Origin of the sequence: [Mannheimia] succiniciproducens MBEL55E, assembly GCF_000007745.1 — a bacterium.
Lineage (GTDB): Bacteria > Pseudomonadota > Gammaproteobacteria > Enterobacterales > Pasteurellaceae > Basfia > Basfia succiniciproducens.
In genome coordinates this window covers 1,983,005-2,004,642 of sequence record NC_006300.1, presented here as the reverse complement: position 1 = coordinate 2,004,642, position 21,638 = coordinate 1,983,005, and the positions used below count along the sequence as shown (strand labels likewise).

Below are 21,638 nucleotides of genomic sequence, written 5' to 3'. Positions count from 1 at the left end.
AAGAAATAAATGGCTATCGTTAAATGTAAGCCGACCTCCGCTGGTCGTCGTCACGTTGTTAAAATCGTGAACCCTGAATTACATAAGGGTAAACCTTACGCACCTTTATTAGATACTAAATCTAAAACTGGTGGTCGTAATAATTTAGGACGTATCACTACTCGTCATATCGGTGGTGGTCATAAACAACATTACCGTTTAATCGATTTCAAACGTAACAAGTTAGATATCCCAGCGGTTGTTGAGCGTCTTGAATATGATCCGAATCGTTCCGCAAACATTGCTTTAGTGCTTTATAAAGACGGTGAACGTCGTTATATCTTAGCACCTAAAGGTTTAAGCGCAGGCGATCAAATCCAAGCTGGTGTTAATGCGCCGATTAAAGTTGGTAATGCATTACCAATGCGCAATATCCCAGTCGGTTCGACAGTACATAATGTTGAATTAAAACCTGGTAAAGGCGGTCAAATCGCTCGTTCTGCAGGTAGTTATGTACAAATCATCGCACGTGAAGGTAACTATGTAACTTTACGTCTTCGTTCCGGTGAAATGCGTAAAGTATTAGCTGAATGTACCGCTACCATTGGTGAAGTAGGTAATTCAGAACATATGTTACGCGTACTTGGTAAAGCCGGTGCCAACCGCTGGAGAGGCGTTCGCCCTACAGTTCGCGGTACTGCGATGAACCCGGTAGATCACCCGCACGGTGGTGGTGAAGGTCGTAACTTTGGTAAACACCCGGTATCACCTTGGGGCGTTCAAACCAAAGGTAAGAAAACTCGTCACAACAAACGTACCGATAAATATATCGTACGTCGTCGTGGCAAATAATTAAATTGAATTAAGAGGATAAGCCATGCCACGTTCTCTCAAGAAAGGTCCTTTCCTTGACCTCCACTTGTTGAAGAAGGTAGAGAAGGCGGTGGAAAGCGGGGATAAAAAACCAATTAAAACTTGGTCCCGTCGTTCAATGATCATTCCATCAATGATTGGTTTGACCATCGCAGTCCATAATGGTCGTCAGCACGTTCCTGTTTATGTATCAGACGAAATGATCGGTCATAAATTAGGTGAATTTGCACCGACTCGTACATACCGCGGTCACGCTGCGGATAAGAAAGCTAAGAAGTAAGAGGTAAAAGATGGAAACTATTGCAAAACATCGTTACGCTCGCACTTCAGCTCAAAAAGCTCGCTTAGTTGCGGATTTAATCCGTGGTAAAAAAGTAGCGGCGGCATTAGAAATCTTAACTTATACAAATAAAAAAGCTGCGGCTTTAGTTAAGAAAGTACTTGAATCTGCTATTGCTAATGCGGAGCACAATGACGGTGCAGATATCGATGATCTTAAAGTAACGAAGATTTTCGTTGATGAAGGTCCTAGCATGAAACGTGTTATGCCACGTGCTAAAGGTCGTGCAGATCGTATTTTAAAACGTACAAGCCACATTACAGTGGTTGTGTCAGATCGTTAATCGTAGAGGAATAGCAATGGGTCAAAAAGTAAATCCACATGGTATTCGCCTAGGTATCGTTAAGCCTTGGAGCTCTACTTGGTTCGCGAATACACAAGATTTCGCATCTAATTTAGACGGCGATTTCAAAGTACGTAAATTCTTGAATAAAGAATTAGCGAATGCTTCAGTATCACGTATCACTATTGAACGTCCTGCTAAAAGTATTCGTGTAACAATTCACACAGCTCGTCCGGGTATCGTTATCGGTAAAAAAGGCGAAGATGTTGAAAAATTACGTAACGCAGTGGCGAAAATCGCAGGCGTTCCGGCACAAATCAACATTGCTGAAGTGAAAAAACCTGAGCTGGATGCGAAATTAGTCGCGGATAGCATCGCTTCTCAATTAGAACGTCGTGTGATGTTCCGTCGCGCAATGAAACGTGCGGTACAAAATGCAATGCGTTTAGGTGCCAAAGGTATCAAAGTTGAAGTAAGCGGTCGTTTAGGTGGTGCAGAAATTGCACGTTCTGAGTGGTATCGTGAAGGTCGCGTACCATTACATACATTACGTGCGGACATCGATTATAATACTTCTGAAGCTCATACTACATACGGTGTAATCGGCGTTAAAGTGTGGATCTTCAAAGGTGAAATTCTTGGTGGAATGGCTGCAATTGCACAACAACCAGAACAACAACCTGCTGCGCCTAAAAAGGCACCACGCGGCAAAGGTCGTAAGTAAGGAGAACTGCTAAATGTTGCAACCAAAACGTACAAAATTCCGTAAAGTTCACAAAGGTCGTAACCGCGGTATCGCTGCGGGCACCGACGTGAGTTTCGGTACTTACGGTTTAAAAGCTATTGGCCGTGGTCGTTTAACAGCTCGTCAAATCGAAGCAGCACGTCGTGCAATGACACGTGCGGTTAAACGTCAAGGTAAAATCTGGATCCGTGTATTCCCAGACAAACCAATTACTGAAAAACCATTAGAAGTCCGTATGGGTAAAGGTAAAGGTAACGTTGAGTACTGGGTAGCCTTAATCCAACCGGGTAAAGTGCTTTATGAAATGGATGGTGTTTCTGAAGAAATCGCACGCGAAGCATTTGCTTTAGCGGCAGCGAAACTTCCAATTAAAACAACATTCGTAACTAAAACGGTGATGTAATGAAAGCTCAAGAACTACGTGCAAAAACTGTTGAAGAGCTGAATGCTGAATTAGCTAACTTAGCAGGCGAGCAATTTAAATTGCGTATGCAAGCCGCTACAGGTCAGCTTCAACAAACCCATCAGTTAAAACAAGTGCGTCGTAATATTGCACAAGTTAAAACTGTACTAACCGAGAAGGCGGGTGAGTAATGACTGATAAAATTCGTACCGTGCAAGGTCGTGTAATCAGCGATAAAATGGATAAATCTTTCACAATCGCAATTGAGCGTAAAGTGAAACACCCACTTTTAGGTAAATTTATCCGTCGTACCACAAAATTACACGTGCATGACGAGAACAATGAAGCAAGAATTGGTGATACTGTCGAAATTAAAGAATGTCGTCCGGTATCAAAAACTAAATCTTGGACATTAGTTCGTGTAGTTGAAAAAGCTGTTGAAGCTTAATTAACTATATTAAAACTCGAAAGCCCCGGTATTAACCGGGGCTTTTCTTTCTGTAAAATGCGGTAAAAGTGCGGTTAAAAAATCGCATTTTTTTAACCGCACTTTTACGTTTATTTCTTGTTAAGAGAAAGCATAATAATCCTGAAAATTCTGTTGATTTTTCCCTCTTGAATTGCTAAAATCTGCACCCTATTTACCTTAGGGTGAATAGGTTCGTCCCGAAAGGGTGTATTATTAACTTAACGGAGCACTAATATGATCCAAGAACAGACTATGCTGGATGTTGCTGATAATTCAGGCGCTCGCAGCGTAATGTGTATCAAGGTTCTAGGTGGATCGCACCGTCGTTACGCTGCTATTGGCGATATCATTAAAGTTACTGTAAAAGAAGCGATTCCACGCGGTAAAGTAAAAAAAGGTGATGTGTTAAAAGCGGTTGTTGTGCGCACCAAGAAGGGTGTTCGTCGCCCAGACGGAGCAGTTATTCGCTTCGATGGTAATGCTTGTGTTATCTTAAACAATAACTCAGAGCAACCTATCGGTACTCGTATTTTTGGACCGGTGACTCGTGAACTTCGTTCAGAGAAATTCATGAAGATCATCTCTTTAGCACCAGAAGTACTATAAGAGGAGAAGCATTAAATGGCTGCAAAAATTCGTCAAAATGATGAAGTAATCGTTCTTACCGGAAAAGACAAAGGTAAACGTGGTAAGGTAACACAAGTGTTGCCAAACGGAAAAGTGATTGTTGAAGGTGTTAAAATCATCACTAAACATGAAAAACCGGTTCCTGCATTAGGAAAAGAAGGTGGCTTAGTGAAGAAAGAAGCGGCAATTGATGTATCAAATGTTGCGATTTTTAATCCTAAAACAAATAAAGCTGACCGTGTAGGTTTTAGATTCGAAGATGGCAAAAAAGTCCGTTTCTTCAAATCTAACAATGAAATTATTTAACAAACTGGAGTAATGCGATGGCGAAACTGCATGATTACTACAGAGATCAAGTAGTGAACGAATTAAAAACTAAATTCAACTACGCATCTGTCATGCAAGTCCCACGAATCGAAAAGATTACCCTGAATATGGGTGTGGGTGAAGCATTGACCGACAAAAAACTTTTAGATAACGCAGTAGCGGATCTAACGGCAATTAGCGGTCAAAAACCTTTAATTACTAAAGCTCGCAAATCTGTTGCAGGCTTTAAAATCCGTCAGGGATATCCAATCGGTTGTAAAGTAACACTACGTGGCGAACGTATGTGGGAGTTCTTAGAACGCTTAATTACAATTGCGGTTCCTCGTATCCGTGACTTCCGCGGTTTAAGTGCGAAGTCATTTGATGGACGCGGTAACTATAGTATGGGTGTGCGCGAGCAAATCATCTTCCCTGAAATCGACTACGATAAAGTAGATCGTGTACGTGGTTTGGATATTACTATCACAACTACGGCTAAGAGTGATGAAGAAGGTCAAGCACTACTTGCTGCCTTTAATTTCCCATTCCGTAAATAAGGCAGGTTACAATGGCTAAACAATCAATGAAAGCACGCGATGTAAAACGCGTTAAATTGGCTGAAAAATTTTACGCTCAACGCGTTGAATTAAAAAGAATCATTTCTGACGTAAATTCATCCGATGAAGAGCGTTGGGATGCAGTGTTAAAGTTACAAACTTTACCACGTGATTCAAGCCCAAGCCGTCAACGTAACCGCTGCAGCCAAACCGGACGTCCTCACGGCGTTCTTCGTAAGTTTGGTTTAAGCCGTATTAAGGTTCGCGAAGCAGCAATGCGTGGCGAAATCCCTGGCCTTAAAAAAGCAAGTTGGTAATTTACCACTTTATTTTGGAATCGGAGAAAAAGCACAATGAGTATGCAAGATCCAATCGCAGATATGTTGACTCGTATTCGTAACGGTCAAGCTGCGAGCAAAGTTGCGATCAGTATGCCTTCATCCAAGCTAAAAGTGGCTATCGCCAACGTATTAGCTGCGGAAGGGTATATTGAAAGCGTTAAAGTTTTAGAAGGTGCAAAACCTGAATTGGAAATTACTTTAAAATATTTCCAAGGTAAACCTGTTGTAGAAAGTATCCAACGCGTAAGCCGTCCTGGTCTTCGTATTTACAAACGTAAAGACGAATTACCAAAAGTTATGGGTGGTTTAGGTGTTGCTGTAGTATCTACATCTAAAGGTGTAATGACTGACCGTGCAGCTCGTCAAGCTGGTTTAGGCGGTGAGATCATTTGTTATGTAGCTTAATAGAGAGGTAGGAAAATGTCTCGTGTTGCAAAAGCACCTGTTAGTGTTCCTGCCGGCGTTGAAGTAAAACTTGACGGTCAGCTACTAACAGTTAAAGGTAAAAATGGCGAGTTAACTCGTACCATTCATAACTTTGTTGAAGTTAAACAAGATAATAATGAATTAACTTTCTCTCCTCGTAATGACGGAGCTGAAGCAAATGCACAAGCTGGTACTACCCGCGCATTAGTTAATGCTATGGTTATCGGTGTTACTGAAGGCTTCACTAAGAAGTTACAATTAGTGGGTGTTGGTTACAGAGCACAAGTTAAAGGCAATGTTGTTAACTTAAGCTTAGGTTTTTCTCACCCAGTTGAGCATACTTTACCAGCAGGTATCACTGCAGAATGTCCATCTCAAACCGAAATTGTGTTGAAAGGTGCCGACAAACAATTAATTGGTCAAGTTGCAGCAGATATTCGTGCATACCGTAGCCCTGAACCTTATAAAGGTAAAGGTGTTCGTTATTCTGATGAAGTGGTTCGCACGAAAGAAGCTAAGAAAAAATAATTAAGGTAACACTATGGATAAGAAATCAGCTCGTATCCGTCGTGCAGCTCGTGCACGTCATATGATGAGAGAGAACGGAGTGACACGTTTAGTGATTCACCGTACTCCGCGTCATATTTATGCACAAGTAATTGCACCAAACGGTTCAGAAGTGCTTGCCGCAGCTTCCACAGTAGAAAAAGCAATCAGTGAGCAAGTTAAATATACCGGTAACAAAGATGCCGCGGCAGTAGTTGGTAAACTAGTTGCAGAAAGAGCATTAGCGAAAGGCATTAAAGATGTCGCTTTCGATCGTTCCGGTTTTAAATATCATGGTCGTGTCCAATCTTTAGCGGACGCTGCCCGTGAAGCTGGTCTACAGTTCTAATAGAGGTAATTTTAGATGGCAAACATCGAAAAACAAGCTGGTGAACTGCAAGAGAAGCTAATCGCGGTAAACCGTGTATCAAAAACAGTAAAAGGTGGTCGTATCATGAGTTTCACTGCTTTAACAGTAGTGGGTGATGGTAATGGTCGCGTAGGTTTTGGTTATGGTAAAGCGCGCGAAGTTCCGGCAGCGATCCAAAAAGCGATGGAAAAAGCACGTCGCAATATGATTAATGTAGCTTTACACGAAGGTACATTACAACATCCTGTTAAAGGTATTCACACTGGTTCTCGCGTATTTATGCAACCGGCTAGTGAAGGTACCGGTATCATCGCAGGCGGTGCAATGCGTGCCGTGTTAGAAGTTGCAGGTGTTCGTAACGTTCTTTCTAAAGCATATGGTTCAACCAACCCGATTAATGTTGTTCGTGCAACGATTGATGCATTAGCAAATATGAAATCACCTGAAATGGTTGCTGCAAAACGCGGTAAAACCGTTGATGAAATTTTGGGGTAATTGACAATGGCAAAAACTATCAAAGTAACACAAGTACGTAGTTCTATCGCTCGTTTACCGAAGCATAAAGCTACTTTACGTGGTCTAGGTCTTCGCCATATGCACCATACTGTTGAGTTAATCGATACTCCGGCAGTACGCGGTATGATTAACCAAGTTTCATACATGGTTAAAGTAGAGGAGTAATATAATGTATTTAAATACTCTGGCTCCGGCTGAAGGTGCAAAGCATAGCGCTAAGCGTTTAGGTCGTGGCATTGGCTCTGGTTTAGGCAAAACCGGTGGACGCGGTCATAAAGGTCAAAAATCTCGTACCGGCGGCGGTGTTCGTCGTGGTTTCGAAGGTGGTCAAATGCCTTTATACCGTCGTTTACCAAAATTTGGTTTTACATCAATGAAAGCTGCTGTAACAGCGGAAATTCGTTTGAATGATTTAACTAAAGTAGAAAATAACGTAGTAACTTTAGAATCACTAAAAGCTGCAAATATCATCACTAAAGATATCCAATTCGCTAAAGTTGTTTTAGCGGGTGAGGTTAAAGGTGCTGTAACTGTTCGCGGTCTACGTGTGACTAAAGGTGCAAAAGCAGCAATTGAAGCTGCTGGCGGTTCAGTTGAGGAATAATTAACAAATGGCTAAGCAACCAGGCTATCAAAGTAGAAGTACCCAAAGCGGTAGTAGTGAACTTAAAAGTCGATTACTTTTCGTATTAGGTGCACTAATAGTTTTCCGTGTAGGTTCTTTCATTCCGGTTCCTGGTATTGATGCAGCCGTGTTAGCTCAGTTGATTGAACAACAAAAAGGCACCATCATTGATATGTTTAACATGTTCTCTGGTGGTGCGTTAAGTCGGGCGTCTATTTTTGCATTGGGTATCATGCCGTATATCTCGGCATCGATTATTATCCAATTGCTTGCAACAGTTTATCCCGCATTAAATGAATTAAGAAAGGAAGGTGAGTCAGGTCGTCGCAAAATTAGCAAATATACTCGTTATGCGACTTTAGGACTTGCCACTTTACAGGCAATCGGTATTTCTACAGGCTTACCTAATATGTTGCCGGGTTTAGTACCTAATTTAGGTTTCGGTTTCTATTTTACCGCTGTAATCAGCCTTGTTACGGGGACTATGTTCTTGATGTGGCTAGGTGAACAAATTACAGAGCGTGGAATTGGTAACGGTATTTCTTTAATTATTTTCGCAGGGATTGTTGCCGGACTTCCTTCGGCTATCGGTCAAACTATTGAGCAGGCTCGTCAAGGGCAAATGCATCTATTAGTTCTTTTATTAATTGCCGTAATTGTTTTTGCGGTAACCTATTTCGTGGTGTTCTTCGAAAGAGGTCAAAGACGAATTAAAGTTGAATATGCTAAACGTCAACAAGGTCGTCAAATTTTAGGCGGTCATTCAACTCATTTACCATTGAAGGTGAATATGGCAGGTGTTATCCCGGCTATTTTCGCTTCAAGTATTATTTTATTCCCCGCAACATTAACACAATGGTTCGGTGAAGGATCGAGTCTTGAATGGTTAACCGATCTGTCGATGTTACTGCATCCAGGTCAGCCGTTATATTTGATTGTTTACGCTATTGCTATTATTTTCTTTAGTTTTTTCTATACAGCAATGCAATATAATCCTCGTGATACAGCAGATAATTTAAAAAAATCTGGAGCATTTATACCCGGAATTAGACCAGGTGAGCAGACATCACGTTATATTGATAAAATTATGACCCGCTTAACATTAATTGGCGGTTTATATATTACCTTTGTGTGTCTGGTTCCTTACATTATGATGTCAGCATGGAATGTACAGTTTTACTTCGGTGGTACATCTTTACTGATCGTTGTAGTGGTAATTATGGATTTCATCGTTCAGATTCAAAGTCATTTGATGTCAACTAAATATGAATCTGCGCTGAAAAAAGCAAACCTTAGAGGTTTTGGACAATAACCGTCCTAGAAATAAAAGGGATAAGCAATGAAAGTTCGTGCTTCTGTAAAGAAAATCTGTCGTAACTGTAAAATTGTTAAACGTGAAGGTGTCGTTCGTGTTTTATGCAGCGATCCTAAACATAAACAACGTCAAGGTTAATTGATAGTTTTTTCTTGCAAGAACCAGTTGAGCAGTTATACTGCTCAACTCATTTATGTCCTTGCACACTGTTTGAGTATCCTGAAAACGGGCTTTTCAAGATCAGTGTGTCAAATTAATTAGAAAATAGGAGTGCATAGTGGCCCGTATTGCAGGCATTAACATTCCTGATCATAAACATACTGTGATCGCTTTAACAGCAATTTATGGTATCGGTAAAACTCGTTCACAAGCAATTTGTGCAGCTGCAGGTATTGCCGAAAATGTTAAGATCAGCGAATTGTCTGAAGAGCAGATTGACAAACTGCGTGACGAAGTTGGTAAATTTACCGTTGAAGGTGACTTACGCCGTGAAGTAACACTTAACATCAAACGTCTTTTAGACTTAGGTTGTTATCGTGGTTTACGCCATCGTCGTGGTTTACCGGTACGTGGTCAACGTACTAAAACTAATGCGCGTACCCGTAAGGGTCCTCGTAAGCCGATCAAAAAATAGTCGGGGTAAATATTAATGGCTAAAACACCAGTTCGTGCACGTAAACGTGTAAAAAAACAAGTTGTAGATGGCGTAGCGCATATTCACGCATCTTTCAATAATACAATCGTGACTATTACTGACCGTCAGGGTAACGCTCTTGCATGGGCAACCGCAGGTGGTTCAGGTTTCCGTGGTTCTCGTAAATCAACTCCGTTCGCAGCTCAAGTAGCAGCAGAACGTTGTGCTGAAGCTGTAAAAGAATTCGGCTTAAAGAACTTGGAAGTTATGGTTAAAGGTCCGGGTCCGGGTCGTGAATCAACAATTCGCGCATTAAATGCTGCGGGTTTCCGAATCACGAATATTACTGATGTGACTCCGATTCCTCATAACGGTTGTCGTCCACCGAAAAAACGTCGTGTTTAATCTGACGTTAGGATAATTGGAGAAAGAAAATGGCAAGATATTTGGGTCCTAAACTCAAGCTAAGCCGTCGTGAAGGCACAGACTTATTCCTTAAGTCTGGCGTGCGTGCTATCGATTCTAAATGTAAAATTGATACAGCACCCGGTCAACACGGTGCTCGTAAACCGCGTTTGTCTGACTATGGTAGTCAATTACGTGAGAAACAAAAAGTTCGTCGTATCTATGGTATTTTAGAACGTCAATTCCGTAACTACTATAAAGAAGCAAACCGTTTAAAAGGTAATACCGGTGAAAACTTACTAGTATTATTAGAAGGTCGATTGGATAACGTTGTTTATCGCATGGGCTTTGCTGCAACTCGTGCTGAAGCTCGCCAATTGGTGAGTCATAAAGCGATTGTTGTAAATGGTCGTGTTGTGAATATTCCATCTTTCCAAGTTTCAGTTGACGATGTTGTTGCTGTACGTGAAAAGTCTAAAAAACAAGCTCGTATTAAGGCATCGTTAGAATTAGCAGAACAAAGAGAAAAACCAACTTGGTTAGAAGTTGATGCTGCTAAAATGGAAGGTGTGTTCAAACGTGTTCCTGAACGTTCTGATTTATCAGCAGACATTAACGAACATCTGATCGTTGAGCTTTACTCTAAATAATAGTTAAAGCTTGGAAGCAAAGAGAGGATAAAATGCAGGGTTCTGTTACAGAATTTTTAAAGCCACACTTAGTTGATATTGAGCAAGTCAGCCCAACTCATGCTAAAGTGATCTTAGAACCGTTAGAGCGTGGCTTCGGTCATACTCTGGGTAATGCATTGCGTCGTATTCTTCTATCTTCAATGCCAGGTTGTGCTGTAACTGAGGTAGAAATTGATGGCGTATTGCACGAATACAGCAGTAAAGAAGGCGTACAAGAAGATATTCTTGAAGTGCTTCTAAACTTAAAAGGCCTAGCGGTTAAAGTTCAGAATAAAGATGATGTTTTTCTGACATTAAACAAATCTGGAATCGGCCCTGTTGTTGCGGCAGACATTACCCATGACGGTGATGTTGAAATCGTAAATCCTGAGCATGTTATTTGTCACTTAACCGACGAAAACGCATCAATTAATATGCGTATTCGTGTACAACGTGGCAGAGGCTATGTACCAGCATCAGCTCGTGTACATGCTCAAGACGAAGAACGACCAATTGGTCGCTTGTTAGTGGATGCATGCTATAGTCCTGTAGACCGTATTGCTTACAATGTTGAAGCAGCACGTGTTGAGCAACGTACTGACTTGGATAAGTTGGTTATTGAGCTTGAAACAAACGGGGCTATTGATCCTGAAGAAGCGATTCGTCGTGCAGCAACAATTTTAGCAGAGCAGCTTGATGCATTCGTTGATTTGCGAGATGTTCGTCAACCTGAAGTTAAGGAAGAGAAACCAGAATTCGATCCGATTCTGTTGCGTCCTGTTGATGACTTAGAGTTGACAGTTCGTTCTGCTAACTGTTTGAAAGCAGAAACAATTCATTATATCGGTGATTTAGTACAACGTACTGAAGTCGAGTTATTAAAAACGCCTAACCTTGGTAAGAAATCCCTTACTGAGATTAAAGACGTGCTTGCTTCTCGTGGCTTGTCACTGGGTATGCGCCTTGAGAATTGGCCTCCGGCAAGTATTGCTGAAGACTAATTTCTTGGTTAGATTTTTCTGAGAAGGATAAGATCATGCGCCATCGTAAGAGTGGTCGTCAACTAAACCGTAATAGCAGCCATCGCCAAGCGATGTTCCGTAATATGGCAAGTTCTTTAGTTAGTCACGAGATCATCAAGACTACATTGCCAAAAGCTAAAGAATTACGTCGTGTAGTTGAACCGTTAATTACATTAGCAAAAGAAGACAGCGTAGCAAACCGTCGTTTAGCTTTCGCTCGTACACGCAACATTGAAACTGTTGCTAAATTATTCAATGAATTAGGTCCACGTTTTGCACAACGTGCGGGTGGTTATACTCGTATCTTAAAATGTGGTTTCCGTGCAGGTGATAACGCTCCAATGGCTTACATTGAGTTAGTAGATCGCCCAGAAACAGCAGCAGCTGTAGAAGAATAATTTTTTAATTTATTATTGAAGAGCCCGCGATAGCGGGCTTTTTTATTTGCCTAGTAAAACTTTTTAAGCGTAGAGCATGTAATTAATAGCCCGGTATTGCGGGCTATTGATACAGAATGCAAAATTAATTTTACCGGCTATTGGCCATATTTAGAAAATACGGGGCTTTCGGTATTGTATGGTTTAGTCATTTAGAGCGAATTTTTATTATTTTAATTAAAGAGGAAGATATTTTCGAATTAATTATAAAATTTTTACTTAATGAAATTTTCAAAATTTTAACCGCACTTTTGATGAAAACCGCCTTCAATTGAGGCGGCTCTTTTGCTTAAAATTAGATTTAGGATTCTAATTGAAAATACGAGTTTTCTGTTTTCACTAAAACCCCTAATTGCGGCAGTAGCTGTAATATCATTCTTAGTTGCTGCACTAGTACCTGTTCGATGCCATTGCTTTGTTTATCATATTTATTAAATCGAGCTAGATTTTCGTCAATAATTTTAATTCGTTCATTAATATTATCAGTCGAACATTTTTTATCAGTTAGACAATCCAGGATTTCTGTCGTTTGTTTACCGTATTTAAAAAATAATGCGGAAAATTCTGTATTGTGATCCAGTTCCCTGCTTGCCGCACGATAGGCCCCCATTGTGGAAATATAGCTTAATAATGTGTAGGTAATGCCAAGCAATTTAGGCGCAAATTCTAAGGCCTTTTGATATTTGCCCGGTTCCGAATACATATTAGAAATAACCGCACTAAGTGAGGAAATATTATTATGCACTTCGAGACGCACTACGCGATAAGCCAGTTGGTCGTTATAACCGAATTGTAATTGGGCAATTATGTGGCGCATATATTCCGTGCAGGCGGATAACGTACTTTTCAAATTATTATGTAGATTCAAATATTTCCAGTCCGGCCAAAGGAATGATACGGCAATCCAGGCTAATGCGGTACCGAGTAAGGTGTCAAACAATCTTGGTAAGATTCCTTCATTTGCACCTACACCAATGACATTTAAACTGACGAAAACAAGTAGAGTAATAAAAAATGTTGAGGATCCGTAGTTACTCAGACGGAAAAAGTAATATAAGCTGCCCGTTAATACGGTTAAACCTAATAACGCCTCAAGACTTGGTGATAAATACTGAAAACTGTAGCCGACGATAACACCCAACACAGTGCCGATAATCCGCTGTATTAATCTTTTTTTGGTAGCGACGTAATTCGGCTGGCAGACAAAAATTGCGGTTAAGGCAATCCAATATCCCTTGCTGTCTAAATTAAAAATCTGAACGAGCGCACTACAAATCACCATTAAAATAGAAAGCCGGACGGCATGGCGAAATAATTGAGAAGAAAAAGTGCATTGTCCGCGTATTACTCTGAACATATTTTGTATTCCGGAGACATTTTCACCGGTTAATCGAATTGATTTTACTAATTCGTTATCCGATGCCTCTACACTAATATTATCTTGTTCTATTTGGCTCAATTGGTTTTCAATATTACGGAGGTTTTCCGCAATCATCTGCCAGCGATAAGTATTTGGTAATCCTTGCTTATTGTAATAATTTAAAGAATCAAGTAAGCCCTGTAATGCTTTCTTTCCCCGAGGGCTATGAGTATAGGTTTCTCTCCGGCGAAGCGCCGTTGCTATTTTTTGACAGGCGGCGGCTTGCAATTCCATTACCCGTTGAAAACGGAACATCAGATCCGTATTGTTCAGTTCTTGAAAAAGTTCATGATATTGATAATGGCTGGAACTTGCCCTTTCAAGAATATCTTGCGCACTAAAATAATAACGCAGTAATCGGCGTGTCCTTACTTGATGATTATGCCCTTGTAATCGATAAAATAACGATACTCTTGTTTGATCAAAAGCCGGCATAACTTTACGGTTCGCTTCGGCTAAATTGATTTGTTTCGTTGCTAAATTATCGTCATCCGGATCAAAATATTCTGATTTTGCCTGTAAATATTCTCCTAACGCATCATAAGAATTGGCTAAATTTTCCTGCGTTACTCGGTTTGGGAAACATAAATACACGGTAATACTTACCAATCCGTAAATAGTTGCCCCCATGAGAATCATCGACATATTTCCGTACCAGGGCATTTCAGGGTTATAACTTAAACAGGTATAGATAGCGACTACTAACGTACCGAAAGCAATGGTACTGTAACGTTGTCCCAATGCACCAAGCATAACCAGAATAAACGCACTGACCATTACTGCCGGGATAAAAATCCAGCCGTATCCTAATGATATTTGCGCACCCAGCGAAGAAATAGCAAAGGCAATCAAGCTGAAAATCAGGTTTTTGATTCTTCCGCCGATACTGCTGTCCAAATCAACTAAACCGCCGGCAATAACGCCTAAAATCAGCGGCATTGCTAAATGAGAAATTTGTAGTTTCCAAATAACGATAGCTACTAAGTTGGATGAAATAAAAATAGGAAGTGTTTTGATAATACTTTCAGTTAGCCATTTCGAACTTATTTTTCTTAATAATCCGTTCATAGTATAAATATCCGTAAGCCTTAAACCAGTCAAAGACGATAAGAAGAGTTTAAGTTGCCCGAATAGAGATAGCAAGTTAAGTATGCGCTTGTTTTGGAAAAAATCAGCGTTATTTTTCGCTTTATTGATTTAGCTGTATTTACTCGAAAATAAAATTATCTTATGTCAAAAAAGGGTGAGAAATATAAAAAATATGGTCGCATTTTATTGGGATTTTATTTAATATAACCACACTTTTCGTTTGTGGGTCGTTAGCTTAGTGGTAGAGCAGCGGACTCTTAATCCGTCGGTCGAGCGTTCGAATCGCTCACGACCCACCAATTTCCAATAATTAATTGTTAAAAGTGCGGTTAATTTTTCTAAAGTTTTAAATGCAATATCTTATTTTGGATTATAGATCAATCGTTGTTGTTCAGCTTTTGTAAAAGCCTGTCCATCGCGCGGTATCCCAAGGCTTCCGCAATATGGCGCTGACTGATATGGAGTTCGTTGTCCAGATCGGCAATAGTGCGCGACACTTTTAGAATTCTGTGATAGGCGCGCACGGAAAGCCCTAATTTTGTTAAGGCATTTTCCAGAAATATGGAATCCTGAGTACTTAATTTACAATCTCGTTCAATTTCTTTGCCGCTTAAATGAGCATTAACTTTACCGGCTCTGGTTAATTGGATTTCCCGCACCTGCAAGATTCTCTGTCGAATCTGCGCACTGGTTTCGCCGCGGTTATCCAAACTCTGCAAAGCGCCTTTAGGTAATAGCGGTACTTCAATTGACAAGTCAAAACGATCAAGAAAAGGCCCGGATAACCGGTTTAAATAACGCATAATTTGTTGCGGGGAAGTTCTGTTATGGGTTCCCTGATAATTACCAGTAGGGCTTGGGTTCATCGCCGCAATAAGTTGGAATTTAGCCGGAAATTGAATTTTCGCCGTAGCACGGGAAATAATAATTTCCCCGCTTTCCAAAGGTTGACGCAAGGCATCCAAAACCCGCCGTTCAAATTCGGGTAATTCGTCTAAGAATAGCACACCGTTATGTGCCAGCGATATTTCTCCCGGTTTGGGAATGGTTCCTCTGTAAAAACTAGAAATAAATGTCATAATTAGCTATTCATTCAACGAAAAGATAAGGGTTTATCCTATTTTTTACGACATAAAAACCAGAAATAAATGTCATAAAAACTAGAAATAGCTGTCAAATTATTTAGAAAACAAGAAATAGGTGTCAAATTATTATGAGAAAAACACATAGTTTTCAACAGGTTAGAAAAATTAAGCCCACTTGGATGAGTGTGTCGGGTCATATTCCCTTTAAAAACGGAGTGAGTATTCCCTATGAATCGACTTTAGAGCGTGATTTTTTGATGTATTTCACTTATCTACCTTCAGTAGATAAAATCGTCTCTCAACCGACTACCCTACCTTTCGTCAAGAATGGGATCACTTATACCTATACACCAGATTTCTTCTTGTCATTTACAGACGGTCGAAAGCCGATGTTAATCGAGGTCAAACCGAAAGCAAAATGGCAGAAGCACTGGAAAGAATGGAAAGAAAAATGGAAAGCTGCAATATGTTTTTGCCAAGAAAACGGCTATGTATTCCATGTGTATGATGAAGATCGGATTCGACATCTAGCACTTTTCAATCTCAACTATGTCCAGCGTTATAAGCGAATACAGCATGAACAAGAAGATATAAATGTCATTTTAGCCCAAGTAAAACTGATGGGAAATACCACGATTGACTATTTACTCTCTCGATTTTTTGCAGGTTCTCTATATCGCATGAAAGGCCTACAAATCATCTATCACTTACTGGCAACGAAACAACTACATTGCAATTGGTTTCTACCACTTAATGAATTTACCGAGGTATGGGGGAATAATGATGAGTAACTCTGGATTTACAGAAAAGCGCTATCATCACCGATTAGATCGGGGACGTATTATTTTGCAAAAAGGTAATATTTACCTAAATAGAGAAGATGGAGAACAGTATGAATTGGTTGATTATATGGATGAACCCTCCCAACTGCTCGTCCGAAATCTCAACACTCGTACAACCAAAGTCGTCAGTATTCATCAGCTTGAGAATTTCAAAATGAACGAGCGAACGGATCTGTCTGTGGATTTAACCGCTATTAGTAATGAATATTGGGAGAAAGCCCAACAAAAATATGAAGCAATTAAACCGTTATTAGGGATGGATCAACATCGGCCTTACGCAGTTAAGGCTCGTGCAGAAGATGTTGGGGTGAACCCTCGTACATTATACCGTTGGTTACAAGCCTATAATTCCATAGGATCTATCGCAGGTTTAGTCGATCAAAAACGTGGATGGCAACAAGGAAATTCCCGCTTAACGCCAGAGCAAGACAAGCTGATCGTGCAGGTAATCAATGAGTTTTACCTGCATAAACAACGCCCAACTACTGAGCAAACCATTAGAGAAATTCGCCGCCGATGCAAAATTGAAAAAGTGGAAAGCCCAAGCAAAGAAACCATCCGTATACGCATTTTGCATATTTCAGAGGAAGAGCGATTACGGAAACGCGGGCAACGAGAAAAGGCACGCAACAAATTTAAGCCGAAGCCAAATAGCTTTCCTGATGCGGATTATCCATTGAGTGTGGTACAAATTGATCATACACCAGTTGACCTAATTATTGTGGATAGTAAGTATCGTAAACCGATTGGCCGACCGTTTTTGACGGTTGCGATAGATATATACAGCAGAATGATTGTTGGTTATTACCTTTCACTTGATGCGCCTTCTGTAACTTCGGTGGCGATGTGTATTGCACGTGGCATTTTGCCGAAAGAACGCCTACTGCTTGATTTAGGTTTGCAAGGCTCAGAATGGAATGCTTTTGGCTACCCAGTGAAAGTGCATGTGGATAATGGCCCAGATTTTCAGGCTTTGGATTTATCTAAATCTTGTTCTGCACACGGAATCCATCTTGAATTTAGGCCGATGGGGCGACCTGAATATGGCGGACATATTGAGCGTGTTATCGGTACATTTATGAAAGAAGTTCACAGTTTAGCGGGAACAACATTCTCCAACATCAAAGAGCGTGACTCTTACGATTCGGAAAAAGAGGCCATTATGACTCTCGATGAGTTTGAAAAATGGTTGGTACATTACATTGTGAATGTTTACCACAAACGTGTGCATTCTGCTTTAGGCATTTCTCCTGAACAAAAATGGAAGATTGGTATTTTTGGAGATGAAAATGAAGTGGGATGTGGTTATCCGCAACTTCCTGTTGATGAACAAACACTACTACTTGATTTCTTGCCAAGTATCACTCGTACCATTCAGCATAATGGTGTAACAATTGACGGACTTCGTTATTACGATGTTGCACTAAATATGTATATCAGTGATTCAGATGAAAGCGGTAAATCTAAGGAATTTCTGTTTCGCCGAGACCCGCGAAATATCAGCAAAATTTGGTTTTATGATCCGAAATTAAAACGTTACTTCCCAATTCCATTTGCAAATCAGGCAATGCCCGAAATGAGCATTTGGGAATATAGAGAGGTTCGTAGCCGAATTGCGAATAAAGGTGATAAATATATCAACGAGCAACAAGTTTTAGATGGTTTAACCGAGATGCGTGAAATGGTTGCTGAATCGGCTCAACGGACGAAAAAAGCACGCCGTCAGGCTGAACGACAAAAAATGCACAAAGCAAGTAAGCCAATTATTGAAACGAAAGTGGAAACTAAGGCTGTTGTACCAGTCGTAGTAACATCGAATTTGCTTGCTTTAGATGATGAGAGCTTATCTTTTGGTGAGGTAGACTAATGCAATACGAACATATTCATGAAAAATTCCGCCATCTTGTGACAGCGGACAATCAGGAGAGGATTGCGTTCTTGGACGAGCCAAGATGGTTAGGTTATGGCGTCGCCAAAGACATTATGGATAATTTGGTTTCTTTAATGAATAAACCAAAACGCCCACGAATGTTGAATTTGTTGATTGTCGGCGATTCCAATAATGGAAAAACCACACTGATCCGCCGCTTCTTCGACTTGTACGGTCAGGCGTATATCGACAGTGATTCTAATGCGATTTACCCTATTCTTCTTGCCGAAGCCCCACCAAGTGCGAATGAAAAAGAATTGTACATCTCATTATTAGAGCGGTTCTACGTACCATATAAGCCGACAGATACGATAGCAAAACTTCGTTATCAGACTATCCATTTGTTCCGAGAATTTCGTGTCAAAATGTTGATTATTGACGAGTTTCATTCTCTGTTGGTTGGTACACCACGTTTGCAACGTCAGGTTATGAATGCGATTAAAATGTTATGTAATGAACTGCAAATTCCTATTGTCGGTGTAGGTACAAGAGATGCAATTCGTGTACTACACACTGACCCACAACACGCCAGCCGTTTTGATGTTGCTGAATTGCCAACATGGAAATTGGATAAGGATTTTCAAAAGCTACTCTTCCAATTTCAAGGTATTTTGCCATTGAAGAAATGTTCTAATCTGCACTCGCCAGAGTTGGCAACGAAAATTCATACAATTTCAGGTGGTAACTTAGGCAATGTACATCGCTTATTAACGGTGTGTGCCGTTGAAGCGATTACATCAGGTACTGAGCAAATTACGTTAGACATCATCGAGAAAAATTCATGGGTACAACCAACGCAGGGCTTCCGAAAAATTATCGGATAAAATTAGGTGTTATCAAAACACCGCTCTACTCGAATGAAAGTATTAGTTCATGGCTTATTCGTGCTGCCCTAGATTGTGGTACAGAGCCGATTACGTTTACAGGGTTTTATTGGAATAAATGGCGACTATGGACGTATGATTTAGATAGAGGGTTTGAACCAATTGCACAGCATATTTATGCTGATATTACCGAATTATCGCTTAATCAGCAGGTAAACTTAGTGAATCATTCGCTTTATTCCGTATTGAGACCGATTAACGGCAAAAATACTCTCATTAAAGGTCAAGCTAAGTGGGTGCTTTCAAGAGGTTCACGTAATCGTTCATTTCGTGTCGGTCAATCTTATTGTCCTTGCTGCTTAGAAGAAACTCCTTATTTGCGTAATGAATGGCGTTTTGCCTGGCACTTTGGTTGTTTGAAACATAAGGTTCTATTTGGATCTAAATGCTCTTGTTGTGGCGGACTGTATCAACCGCATTTGCTTTCAGCAGAGAAGCGACAGCTAAACTACTGTCATCAATGCGGTGAGAAATTACAGGTCATTACTACACCGCTTAATGAAGTAGAAATTGCAACGATGGAAACGCTTGATAAGGTATTTACAACTAATTCAGGTGAATGTTTTGGAAAACGTGTGGACGCTCAAGTGTATTTTGCTGTATTGCGTTACTTCATCAATCTTGTTCGGCGTACTGCGGTCGCAAAATCCACTCACGCTTTTGCTAGATTTGTGGAAGAATGCGGCATTTCTCAAGCAGAAATATGCCAGACAAGAACAGCCCTTGCGTTTGAACAACTTCCTGTTGAAGAACGTAAAAACTTACTGGTAAACGCGATTAAAATCCTAAATTTATCAAGTAAGGATTTCATTCAAGCTACTCAACAAAGCGCTATAACACAAAAGGCGTTTGCCTTTGAAAACTACCCTATGGAGCTTGATACACTCTTTAAATATGCATCCAAAGGCAAAACCGTAAGCCGTAAAACAGTAACCAATAAGCCTAAAACCGATTCTGTTTTAAGTATGAACCGTCAATGGGAACGCTTGAAACGACAGTTAAAAATCGCAGCATGAAAATCACTAAGATCCGCCCTCAAAAGAGAAATAGTTGCTCTATTTGTGGCAAAGCTCAAGTAACACGCAAATTCCAAGAGGAATATTATTGCGCGAATTGCTACGCCCAATGGTTTAAGAAAAAGACTTGTAAGCAATGCGGACAACTCAAGCGTATTCACCGCGAGGGCGAACTTTGCCTTGAGTGTGAAAAATTAACAGATTGCGTACGCTGTGGTAAAACCTCAGGTACATTTGAAATCGGTATGATAAGTCGTTACGGTGCGGTATGTAGTTCTTGCACTCGTTATTTCCGAGAGGAAATAGAATGCTCAGAATGTGGTAAAATGACACGCGATAGATACCGTTCACTAGTAACGAATGAATCGGTCTGTTTGCAGTGTTATCGCCGATATACCTTTGCTACTTGCAAGAATTGTCGCCGTTATCGTAAGGTTCACAACCAAGAGAAGCAATTATGCAAGAAATGTGACGAAAAGTTACTTTCCACTTGCTCGAAATGCAAAGGTGAAATGCCGTCTGGTTACGGTAATGTTTGCCCTGATTGCGCAAGACGAAGTTTATTGTTCAATATGATTCGTCTGAATGGACATATTTTGCGTAATAAGGCGGTTAAAACCGCCTACAAGAAATTCATTTTCTGGTATATGCGAAAATGTGGTATCAGCGTTGTTTTGCATAAAGGCTCGGATTTTATGCGTTTCTTCATTGATTGCGATGATATTTGGCAGAAAATTCCTGATTATGCGGAGTTGGTTACGCACTTCAAGCCAAACGGCTTGCGTGCAAATTTAACTGTATTACGCTGGTTACTTGATACGAATCAAGTAGTTGTAGATGAAGCTTTAAAAGACGACTTAGCTGAAATGCAACGCATACAATCCCTTTTTAATAAACTTAAAGAATCTATACCTTGTATAGCAAGTTACTATAAACTTTTACAAAGACGATATGATGATGGTAAAACTTCACTAAAATCTGTTCGGTTAGCTTTGCAACCAGCTATCGACTTAATCAGTTCTCAAGCGGTTACAGACTATCCTACACAGGAACAGTTAAATAACTACTTGAGTGAAAAAACAGGTCAAATTGCGGCAATTACAGGCTTTATTAATCACCTGAAATCGGCATATCGTCGTGAGTTAAAGATTGACCGTAAACTCATCCAACAGATGAAAGCGAAACAGCTTAAAAAGCATTATTCGAAACGTTTAGTTGAACTCTACAAGCAAACAGAATTAACTACTGCTGAACAGATGGATCTGCTTTCAGTTGTGTTATATAGTTTGCACGGTATCGAAATCAAAAAGCCAAAATTTGATGCCATTGTACTGATAGATGGTGTGGCTTATTACCGTGACAACACGAAGGATTATTTCCTTCCACAAGACATCTATCTGCGCATAAAACCGCAGTTTTGACGAGAAAAAATGTTATTTTTGCGATCTTGCTCGAAAAATTGAAACTCATTTCTCGACAGAA

Annotated in this window: 31 protein-coding genes and 1 tRNA gene; 30 read left to right on the top strand and 2 right to left on the bottom strand. The window is 40.3% G+C overall.

All coding sequences use genetic code 11. The features are described from left to right. Positions 1 to 9 precede the first annotated feature (9 nt). The 24 genes from rplB to rplQ all read left to right on the top strand — a co-directional run bounded on the left by rplB (position 10) and on the right by rplQ (position 11,851). The gene (gene rplB / locus MS_RS09345) at positions 10 to 831 is read left to right on the top strand and encodes a 50S ribosomal protein L2 (RefSeq protein ID WP_011201201.1); all 822 of its coding nucleotides are present in this window, start codon (positions 10 to 12) and stop codon (positions 829 to 831) included. Positions 832 to 856: 25 nt separating this feature from the next. Then, positions 857 to 1,132, top strand: a complete 276-nt coding sequence (gene rpsS, locus MS_RS09340) for a 30S ribosomal protein S19 (RefSeq protein ID WP_005539416.1) — start codon at positions 857 to 859, stop codon at positions 1,130 to 1,132. 10 nt (positions 1,133 to 1,142) lie between these two features. After that, complete coding sequence (gene rplV, locus MS_RS09335; RefSeq protein ID WP_011201200.1) at positions 1,143 to 1,475, top strand: 50S ribosomal protein L22; 333 nt, start codon at positions 1,143 to 1,145, stop codon at positions 1,473 to 1,475. A gap of 16 nt (positions 1,476 to 1,491) precedes the next feature. Beyond that, positions 1,492 to 2,199, top strand: coding sequence for a 30S ribosomal protein S3 (rpsC, locus tag MS_RS09330; protein WP_011201199.1), 708 nt, complete (start codon positions 1,492 to 1,494; stop codon positions 2,197 to 2,199). Between the two features lie 13 nt (positions 2,200 to 2,212). Then, positions 2,213 to 2,623, top strand: a complete 411-nt coding sequence (gene rplP / locus MS_RS09325) for a 50S ribosomal protein L16 (protein ID WP_011201198.1) — start codon at positions 2,213 to 2,215, stop codon at positions 2,621 to 2,623. Continuing rightward, positions 2,623 to 2,814, top strand: coding sequence for a 50S ribosomal protein L29 (gene rpmC, locus MS_RS09320; RefSeq protein WP_011201197.1), 192 nt, complete (start codon positions 2,623 to 2,625; stop codon positions 2,812 to 2,814). The genes rplP and rpmC overlap by 1 nt, the downstream gene beginning before the upstream one ends. Continuing rightward, positions 2,814 to 3,071, top strand: a complete 258-nt coding sequence (rpsQ, locus tag MS_RS09315; protein WP_005759643.1) for a 30S ribosomal protein S17 — start codon at positions 2,814 to 2,816, stop codon at positions 3,069 to 3,071. The genes rpmC and rpsQ overlap by 1 nt, the downstream gene beginning before the upstream one ends. Positions 3,072 to 3,326: 255 nt before the next feature. Beyond that, complete coding sequence (gene rplN / locus MS_RS09310) at positions 3,327 to 3,698, top strand: 50S ribosomal protein L14 (RefSeq protein WP_005759632.1); 372 nt, start codon at positions 3,327 to 3,329, stop codon at positions 3,696 to 3,698. A gap of 15 nt (positions 3,699 to 3,713) precedes the next feature. Next, complete coding sequence (rplX, locus tag MS_RS09305; protein ID WP_011201195.1) at positions 3,714 to 4,025, top strand: 50S ribosomal protein L24; 312 nt, start codon at positions 3,714 to 3,716, stop codon at positions 4,023 to 4,025. A gap of 17 nt (positions 4,026 to 4,042) precedes the next feature. Continuing rightward, positions 4,043 to 4,582, top strand: a complete 540-nt coding sequence (gene rplE, locus MS_RS09300; RefSeq protein ID WP_011201194.1) for a 50S ribosomal protein L5 — start codon at positions 4,043 to 4,045, stop codon at positions 4,580 to 4,582. An 11-nt stretch (positions 4,583 to 4,593) separates the two neighbouring features. Further along, complete coding sequence (gene rpsN, locus MS_RS09295) at positions 4,594 to 4,899, top strand: 30S ribosomal protein S14 (protein ID WP_011201193.1); 306 nt, start codon at positions 4,594 to 4,596, stop codon at positions 4,897 to 4,899. A gap of 36 nt (positions 4,900 to 4,935) precedes the next feature. Beyond that, positions 4,936 to 5,328 carry a 30S ribosomal protein S8 gene (gene rpsH, locus MS_RS09290; RefSeq protein ID WP_011201192.1) on the top strand — a complete coding sequence of 131 codons (393 nt, stop codon included), beginning with the start codon at positions 4,936 to 4,938 and terminating at the stop codon, positions 5,326 to 5,328. Positions 5,329 to 5,343: 15 nt separating this feature from the next. Continuing rightward, entirely contained in the window at positions 5,344 to 5,877 is a 534-nt protein-coding gene (gene rplF, locus MS_RS09285) for a 50S ribosomal protein L6 (RefSeq protein WP_011201191.1), read from the top strand. Between the two features lie 13 nt (positions 5,878 to 5,890). Further along, positions 5,891 to 6,244 (top strand): 50S ribosomal protein L18, encoded by a 354-nt coding sequence (gene rplR, locus MS_RS09280; RefSeq protein WP_011201190.1) that lies wholly within the window; start codon positions 5,891 to 5,893, stop codon positions 6,242 to 6,244. 15 nt (positions 6,245 to 6,259) lie between these two features. Then, the gene (gene rpsE, locus MS_RS09275) at positions 6,260 to 6,760 is read left to right on the top strand and encodes a 30S ribosomal protein S5 (RefSeq protein ID WP_011201189.1); all 501 of its coding nucleotides are present in this window, start codon (positions 6,260 to 6,262) and stop codon (positions 6,758 to 6,760) included. A 6-nt stretch (positions 6,761 to 6,766) separates the two neighbouring features. After that, positions 6,767 to 6,946: a 50S ribosomal protein L30 gene (gene rpmD, locus MS_RS09270; protein ID WP_005543631.1), complete on the top strand. Its 180-nt coding sequence runs from the start codon at positions 6,767 to 6,769 to the stop codon at positions 6,944 to 6,946. A 4-nt stretch (positions 6,947 to 6,950) separates the two neighbouring features. Beyond that, on the top strand, positions 6,951 to 7,385 hold the full coding sequence (gene rplO / locus MS_RS09265; RefSeq protein ID WP_011201187.1) for a 50S ribosomal protein L15: 435 nt from the start codon (positions 6,951 to 6,953) through the stop codon (positions 7,383 to 7,385). A 7-nt stretch (positions 7,386 to 7,392) separates the two neighbouring features. Beyond that, on the top strand, positions 7,393 to 8,718 hold the full coding sequence (secY, locus tag MS_RS09260) for a preprotein translocase subunit SecY (protein WP_011201186.1): 1,326 nt from the start codon (positions 7,393 to 7,395) through the stop codon (positions 8,716 to 8,718). Positions 8,719 to 8,745: 27 nt separating this feature from the next. After that, positions 8,746 to 8,859: a 50S ribosomal protein L36 gene (gene rpmJ / locus MS_RS09255; RefSeq protein ID WP_011201185.1), complete on the top strand. Its 114-nt coding sequence runs from the start codon at positions 8,746 to 8,748 to the stop codon at positions 8,857 to 8,859. A gap of 139 nt (positions 8,860 to 8,998) precedes the next feature. Then, positions 8,999 to 9,355 (top strand): 30S ribosomal protein S13, encoded by a 357-nt coding sequence (rpsM, locus tag MS_RS09250; RefSeq protein WP_011201184.1) that lies wholly within the window; start codon positions 8,999 to 9,001, stop codon positions 9,353 to 9,355. A 15-nt stretch (positions 9,356 to 9,370) separates the two neighbouring features. After that, positions 9,371 to 9,760: a 30S ribosomal protein S11 gene (rpsK, locus tag MS_RS09245; protein WP_011201183.1), complete on the top strand. Its 390-nt coding sequence runs from the start codon at positions 9,371 to 9,373 to the stop codon at positions 9,758 to 9,760. A 29-nt stretch (positions 9,761 to 9,789) separates the two neighbouring features. Further along, the gene (gene rpsD, locus MS_RS09240) at positions 9,790 to 10,410 is read left to right on the top strand and encodes a 30S ribosomal protein S4 (RefSeq protein ID WP_011201182.1); all 621 of its coding nucleotides are present in this window, start codon (positions 9,790 to 9,792) and stop codon (positions 10,408 to 10,410) included. Between the two features lie 32 nt (positions 10,411 to 10,442). After that, positions 10,443 to 11,432: a DNA-directed RNA polymerase subunit alpha gene (locus tag MS_RS09235; protein ID WP_011201181.1), complete on the top strand. Its 990-nt coding sequence runs from the start codon at positions 10,443 to 10,445 to the stop codon at positions 11,430 to 11,432. A gap of 35 nt (positions 11,433 to 11,467) precedes the next feature. Further along, the gene (gene rplQ / locus MS_RS09230; protein ID WP_011201180.1) at positions 11,468 to 11,851 is read left to right on the top strand and encodes a 50S ribosomal protein L17; all 384 of its coding nucleotides are present in this window, start codon (positions 11,468 to 11,470) and stop codon (positions 11,849 to 11,851) included. Positions 11,852 to 12,191: 340 nt separating this feature from the next. Here the strand turns inward: rplQ and yccS are convergent, their stop codons facing one another. Further along, positions 12,192 to 14,378 carry a YccS family putative transporter gene (gene yccS / locus MS_RS09225; RefSeq protein WP_041640053.1) on the bottom strand — a complete coding sequence of 729 codons (2,187 nt, stop codon included), beginning with the start codon at positions 14,376 to 14,378 and terminating at the stop codon, positions 12,192 to 12,194. A gap of 245 nt (positions 14,379 to 14,623) precedes the next feature. On the opposite strand from yccS, the gene MS_RS09220 reads away from it, so the two are divergent. Continuing rightward, a tRNA-Lys gene (locus MS_RS09220) sits at positions 14,624 to 14,698 on the top strand. Positions 14,699 to 14,776: 78 nt separating this feature from the next. On the opposite strand, the gene MS_RS09215 is transcribed toward MS_RS09220, so the two are convergent. Continuing rightward, positions 14,777 to 15,478 carry an ATP-binding protein gene (locus MS_RS09215; RefSeq protein WP_011201176.1) on the bottom strand — a complete coding sequence of 234 codons (702 nt, stop codon included), beginning with the start codon at positions 15,476 to 15,478 and terminating at the stop codon, positions 14,777 to 14,779. A 134-nt stretch (positions 15,479 to 15,612) separates the two neighbouring features. Between MS_RS09215 and MS_RS09210 the strand changes: the two genes are divergently transcribed. From MS_RS09210 to MS_RS09190, 5 genes are read left to right on the top strand one after another with little or no spacing between them, the layout of a single operon-like run. Continuing rightward, entirely contained in the window at positions 15,613 to 16,275 is a 663-nt protein-coding gene (locus MS_RS09210) for a heteromeric transposase endonuclease subunit TnsA (RefSeq protein WP_011201175.1), read from the top strand. After that, positions 16,265 to 18,193, top strand: a complete 1,929-nt coding sequence (locus MS_RS09205) for a Mu transposase C-terminal domain-containing protein (RefSeq protein WP_041640052.1) — start codon at positions 16,265 to 16,267, stop codon at positions 18,191 to 18,193. The genes MS_RS09210 and MS_RS09205 overlap by 11 nt, the downstream gene beginning before the upstream one ends. Next, the gene (locus tag MS_RS09200; protein WP_011201173.1) at positions 18,193 to 19,080 is read left to right on the top strand and encodes a TniB family NTP-binding protein; all 888 of its coding nucleotides are present in this window, start codon (positions 18,193 to 18,195) and stop codon (positions 19,078 to 19,080) included. Before MS_RS09205 ends, MS_RS09200 begins: the two co-directional genes overlap by 1 nt. Then, positions 19,038 to 20,156 (top strand): TniQ family protein, encoded by a 1,119-nt coding sequence (locus tag MS_RS09195; protein ID WP_011201172.1) that lies wholly within the window; start codon positions 19,038 to 19,040, stop codon positions 20,154 to 20,156. Before MS_RS09200 ends, MS_RS09195 begins: the two co-directional genes overlap by 43 nt. Continuing rightward, positions 20,117 to 21,577 carry a hypothetical protein gene (locus tag MS_RS09190; RefSeq protein ID WP_011201171.1) on the top strand — a complete coding sequence of 487 codons (1,461 nt, stop codon included), beginning with the start codon at positions 20,117 to 20,119 and terminating at the stop codon, positions 21,575 to 21,577. Before MS_RS09195 ends, MS_RS09190 begins: the two co-directional genes overlap by 40 nt. Positions 21,578 to 21,638 lie beyond the last annotated feature (61 nt).

Excerpts from the sequence above, each read along its gene's own strand:
- rplB (WP_011201201.1), top strand. The coding sequence starts at position 10 with ATGGCTATCGTTAAATGTAAGCCGACCTCCGCTGGTCGTCGTCACGTT.
- rpsS (WP_005539416.1), top strand. The coding sequence starts at position 857 with ATGCCACGTTCTCTCAAGAAAGGTCCTTTCCTTGACCTCCACTTGTTG.
- rplV (WP_011201200.1), top strand. The coding sequence starts at position 1,143 with ATGGAAACTATTGCAAAACATCGTTACGCTCGCACTTCAGCTCAAAAA.
- rpsC (WP_011201199.1), top strand. The coding sequence starts at position 1,492 with ATGGGTCAAAAAGTAAATCCACATGGTATTCGCCTAGGTATCGTTAAG.
- rplP (WP_011201198.1), top strand. The coding sequence starts at position 2,213 with ATGTTGCAACCAAAACGTACAAAATTCCGTAAAGTTCACAAAGGTCGT.
- rpmC (WP_011201197.1), top strand. The coding sequence starts at position 2,623 with ATGAAAGCTCAAGAACTACGTGCAAAAACTGTTGAAGAGCTGAATGCT.
- rpsQ (WP_005759643.1), top strand. The coding sequence starts at position 2,814 with ATGACTGATAAAATTCGTACCGTGCAAGGTCGTGTAATCAGCGATAAA.
- rplN (WP_005759632.1), top strand. The coding sequence starts at position 3,327 with ATGATCCAAGAACAGACTATGCTGGATGTTGCTGATAATTCAGGCGCT.
- rplX (WP_011201195.1), top strand. The coding sequence starts at position 3,714 with ATGGCTGCAAAAATTCGTCAAAATGATGAAGTAATCGTTCTTACCGGA.
- rplE (WP_011201194.1), top strand. The coding sequence starts at position 4,043 with ATGGCGAAACTGCATGATTACTACAGAGATCAAGTAGTGAACGAATTA.
- rpsN (WP_011201193.1), top strand. The coding sequence starts at position 4,594 with ATGGCTAAACAATCAATGAAAGCACGCGATGTAAAACGCGTTAAATTG.
- rpsH (WP_011201192.1), top strand. The coding sequence starts at position 4,936 with ATGAGTATGCAAGATCCAATCGCAGATATGTTGACTCGTATTCGTAAC.
- rplF (WP_011201191.1), top strand. The coding sequence starts at position 5,344 with ATGTCTCGTGTTGCAAAAGCACCTGTTAGTGTTCCTGCCGGCGTTGAA.
- rplR (WP_011201190.1), top strand. The coding sequence starts at position 5,891 with ATGGATAAGAAATCAGCTCGTATCCGTCGTGCAGCTCGTGCACGTCAT.
- rpsE (WP_011201189.1), top strand. The coding sequence starts at position 6,260 with ATGGCAAACATCGAAAAACAAGCTGGTGAACTGCAAGAGAAGCTAATC.
- rpmD (WP_005543631.1), top strand. The coding sequence starts at position 6,767 with ATGGCAAAAACTATCAAAGTAACACAAGTACGTAGTTCTATCGCTCGT.
- rplO (WP_011201187.1), top strand. The coding sequence starts at position 6,951 with ATGTATTTAAATACTCTGGCTCCGGCTGAAGGTGCAAAGCATAGCGCT.
- secY (WP_011201186.1), top strand. The coding sequence starts at position 7,393 with ATGGCTAAGCAACCAGGCTATCAAAGTAGAAGTACCCAAAGCGGTAGT.
- rpmJ (WP_011201185.1), top strand. The coding sequence starts at position 8,746 with ATGAAAGTTCGTGCTTCTGTAAAGAAAATCTGTCGTAACTGTAAAATT.
- rpsK (WP_011201183.1), top strand. The coding sequence starts at position 9,371 with ATGGCTAAAACACCAGTTCGTGCACGTAAACGTGTAAAAAAACAAGTT.
- rpsD (WP_011201182.1), top strand. The coding sequence starts at position 9,790 with ATGGCAAGATATTTGGGTCCTAAACTCAAGCTAAGCCGTCGTGAAGGC.
- MS_RS09235 (WP_011201181.1), top strand. The coding sequence starts at position 10,443 with ATGCAGGGTTCTGTTACAGAATTTTTAAAGCCACACTTAGTTGATATT.
- rplQ (WP_011201180.1), top strand. The coding sequence starts at position 11,468 with ATGCGCCATCGTAAGAGTGGTCGTCAACTAAACCGTAATAGCAGCCAT.
- yccS (WP_041640053.1), bottom strand. The coding sequence starts at position 14,378 with ATGAACGGATTATTAAGAAAAATAAGTTCGAAATGGCTAACTGAAAGT.
- MS_RS09215 (WP_011201176.1), bottom strand. The coding sequence starts at position 15,478 with ATGACATTTATTTCTAGTTTTTACAGAGGAACCATTCCCAAACCGGGA.
- MS_RS09210 (WP_011201175.1), top strand. The coding sequence starts at position 15,613 with ATGAGAAAAACACATAGTTTTCAACAGGTTAGAAAAATTAAGCCCACT.
- MS_RS09205 (WP_041640052.1), top strand. The coding sequence starts at position 16,265 with ATGATGAGTAACTCTGGATTTACAGAAAAGCGCTATCATCACCGATTA.
- MS_RS09200 (WP_011201173.1), top strand. The coding sequence starts at position 18,193 with ATGCAATACGAACATATTCATGAAAAATTCCGCCATCTTGTGACAGCG.
- MS_RS09195 (WP_011201172.1), top strand. The coding sequence starts at position 19,038 with ATGGGTACAACCAACGCAGGGCTTCCGAAAAATTATCGGATAAAATTA.
- MS_RS09190 (WP_011201171.1), top strand. The coding sequence starts at position 20,117 with ATGGGAACGCTTGAAACGACAGTTAAAAATCGCAGCATGAAAATCACT.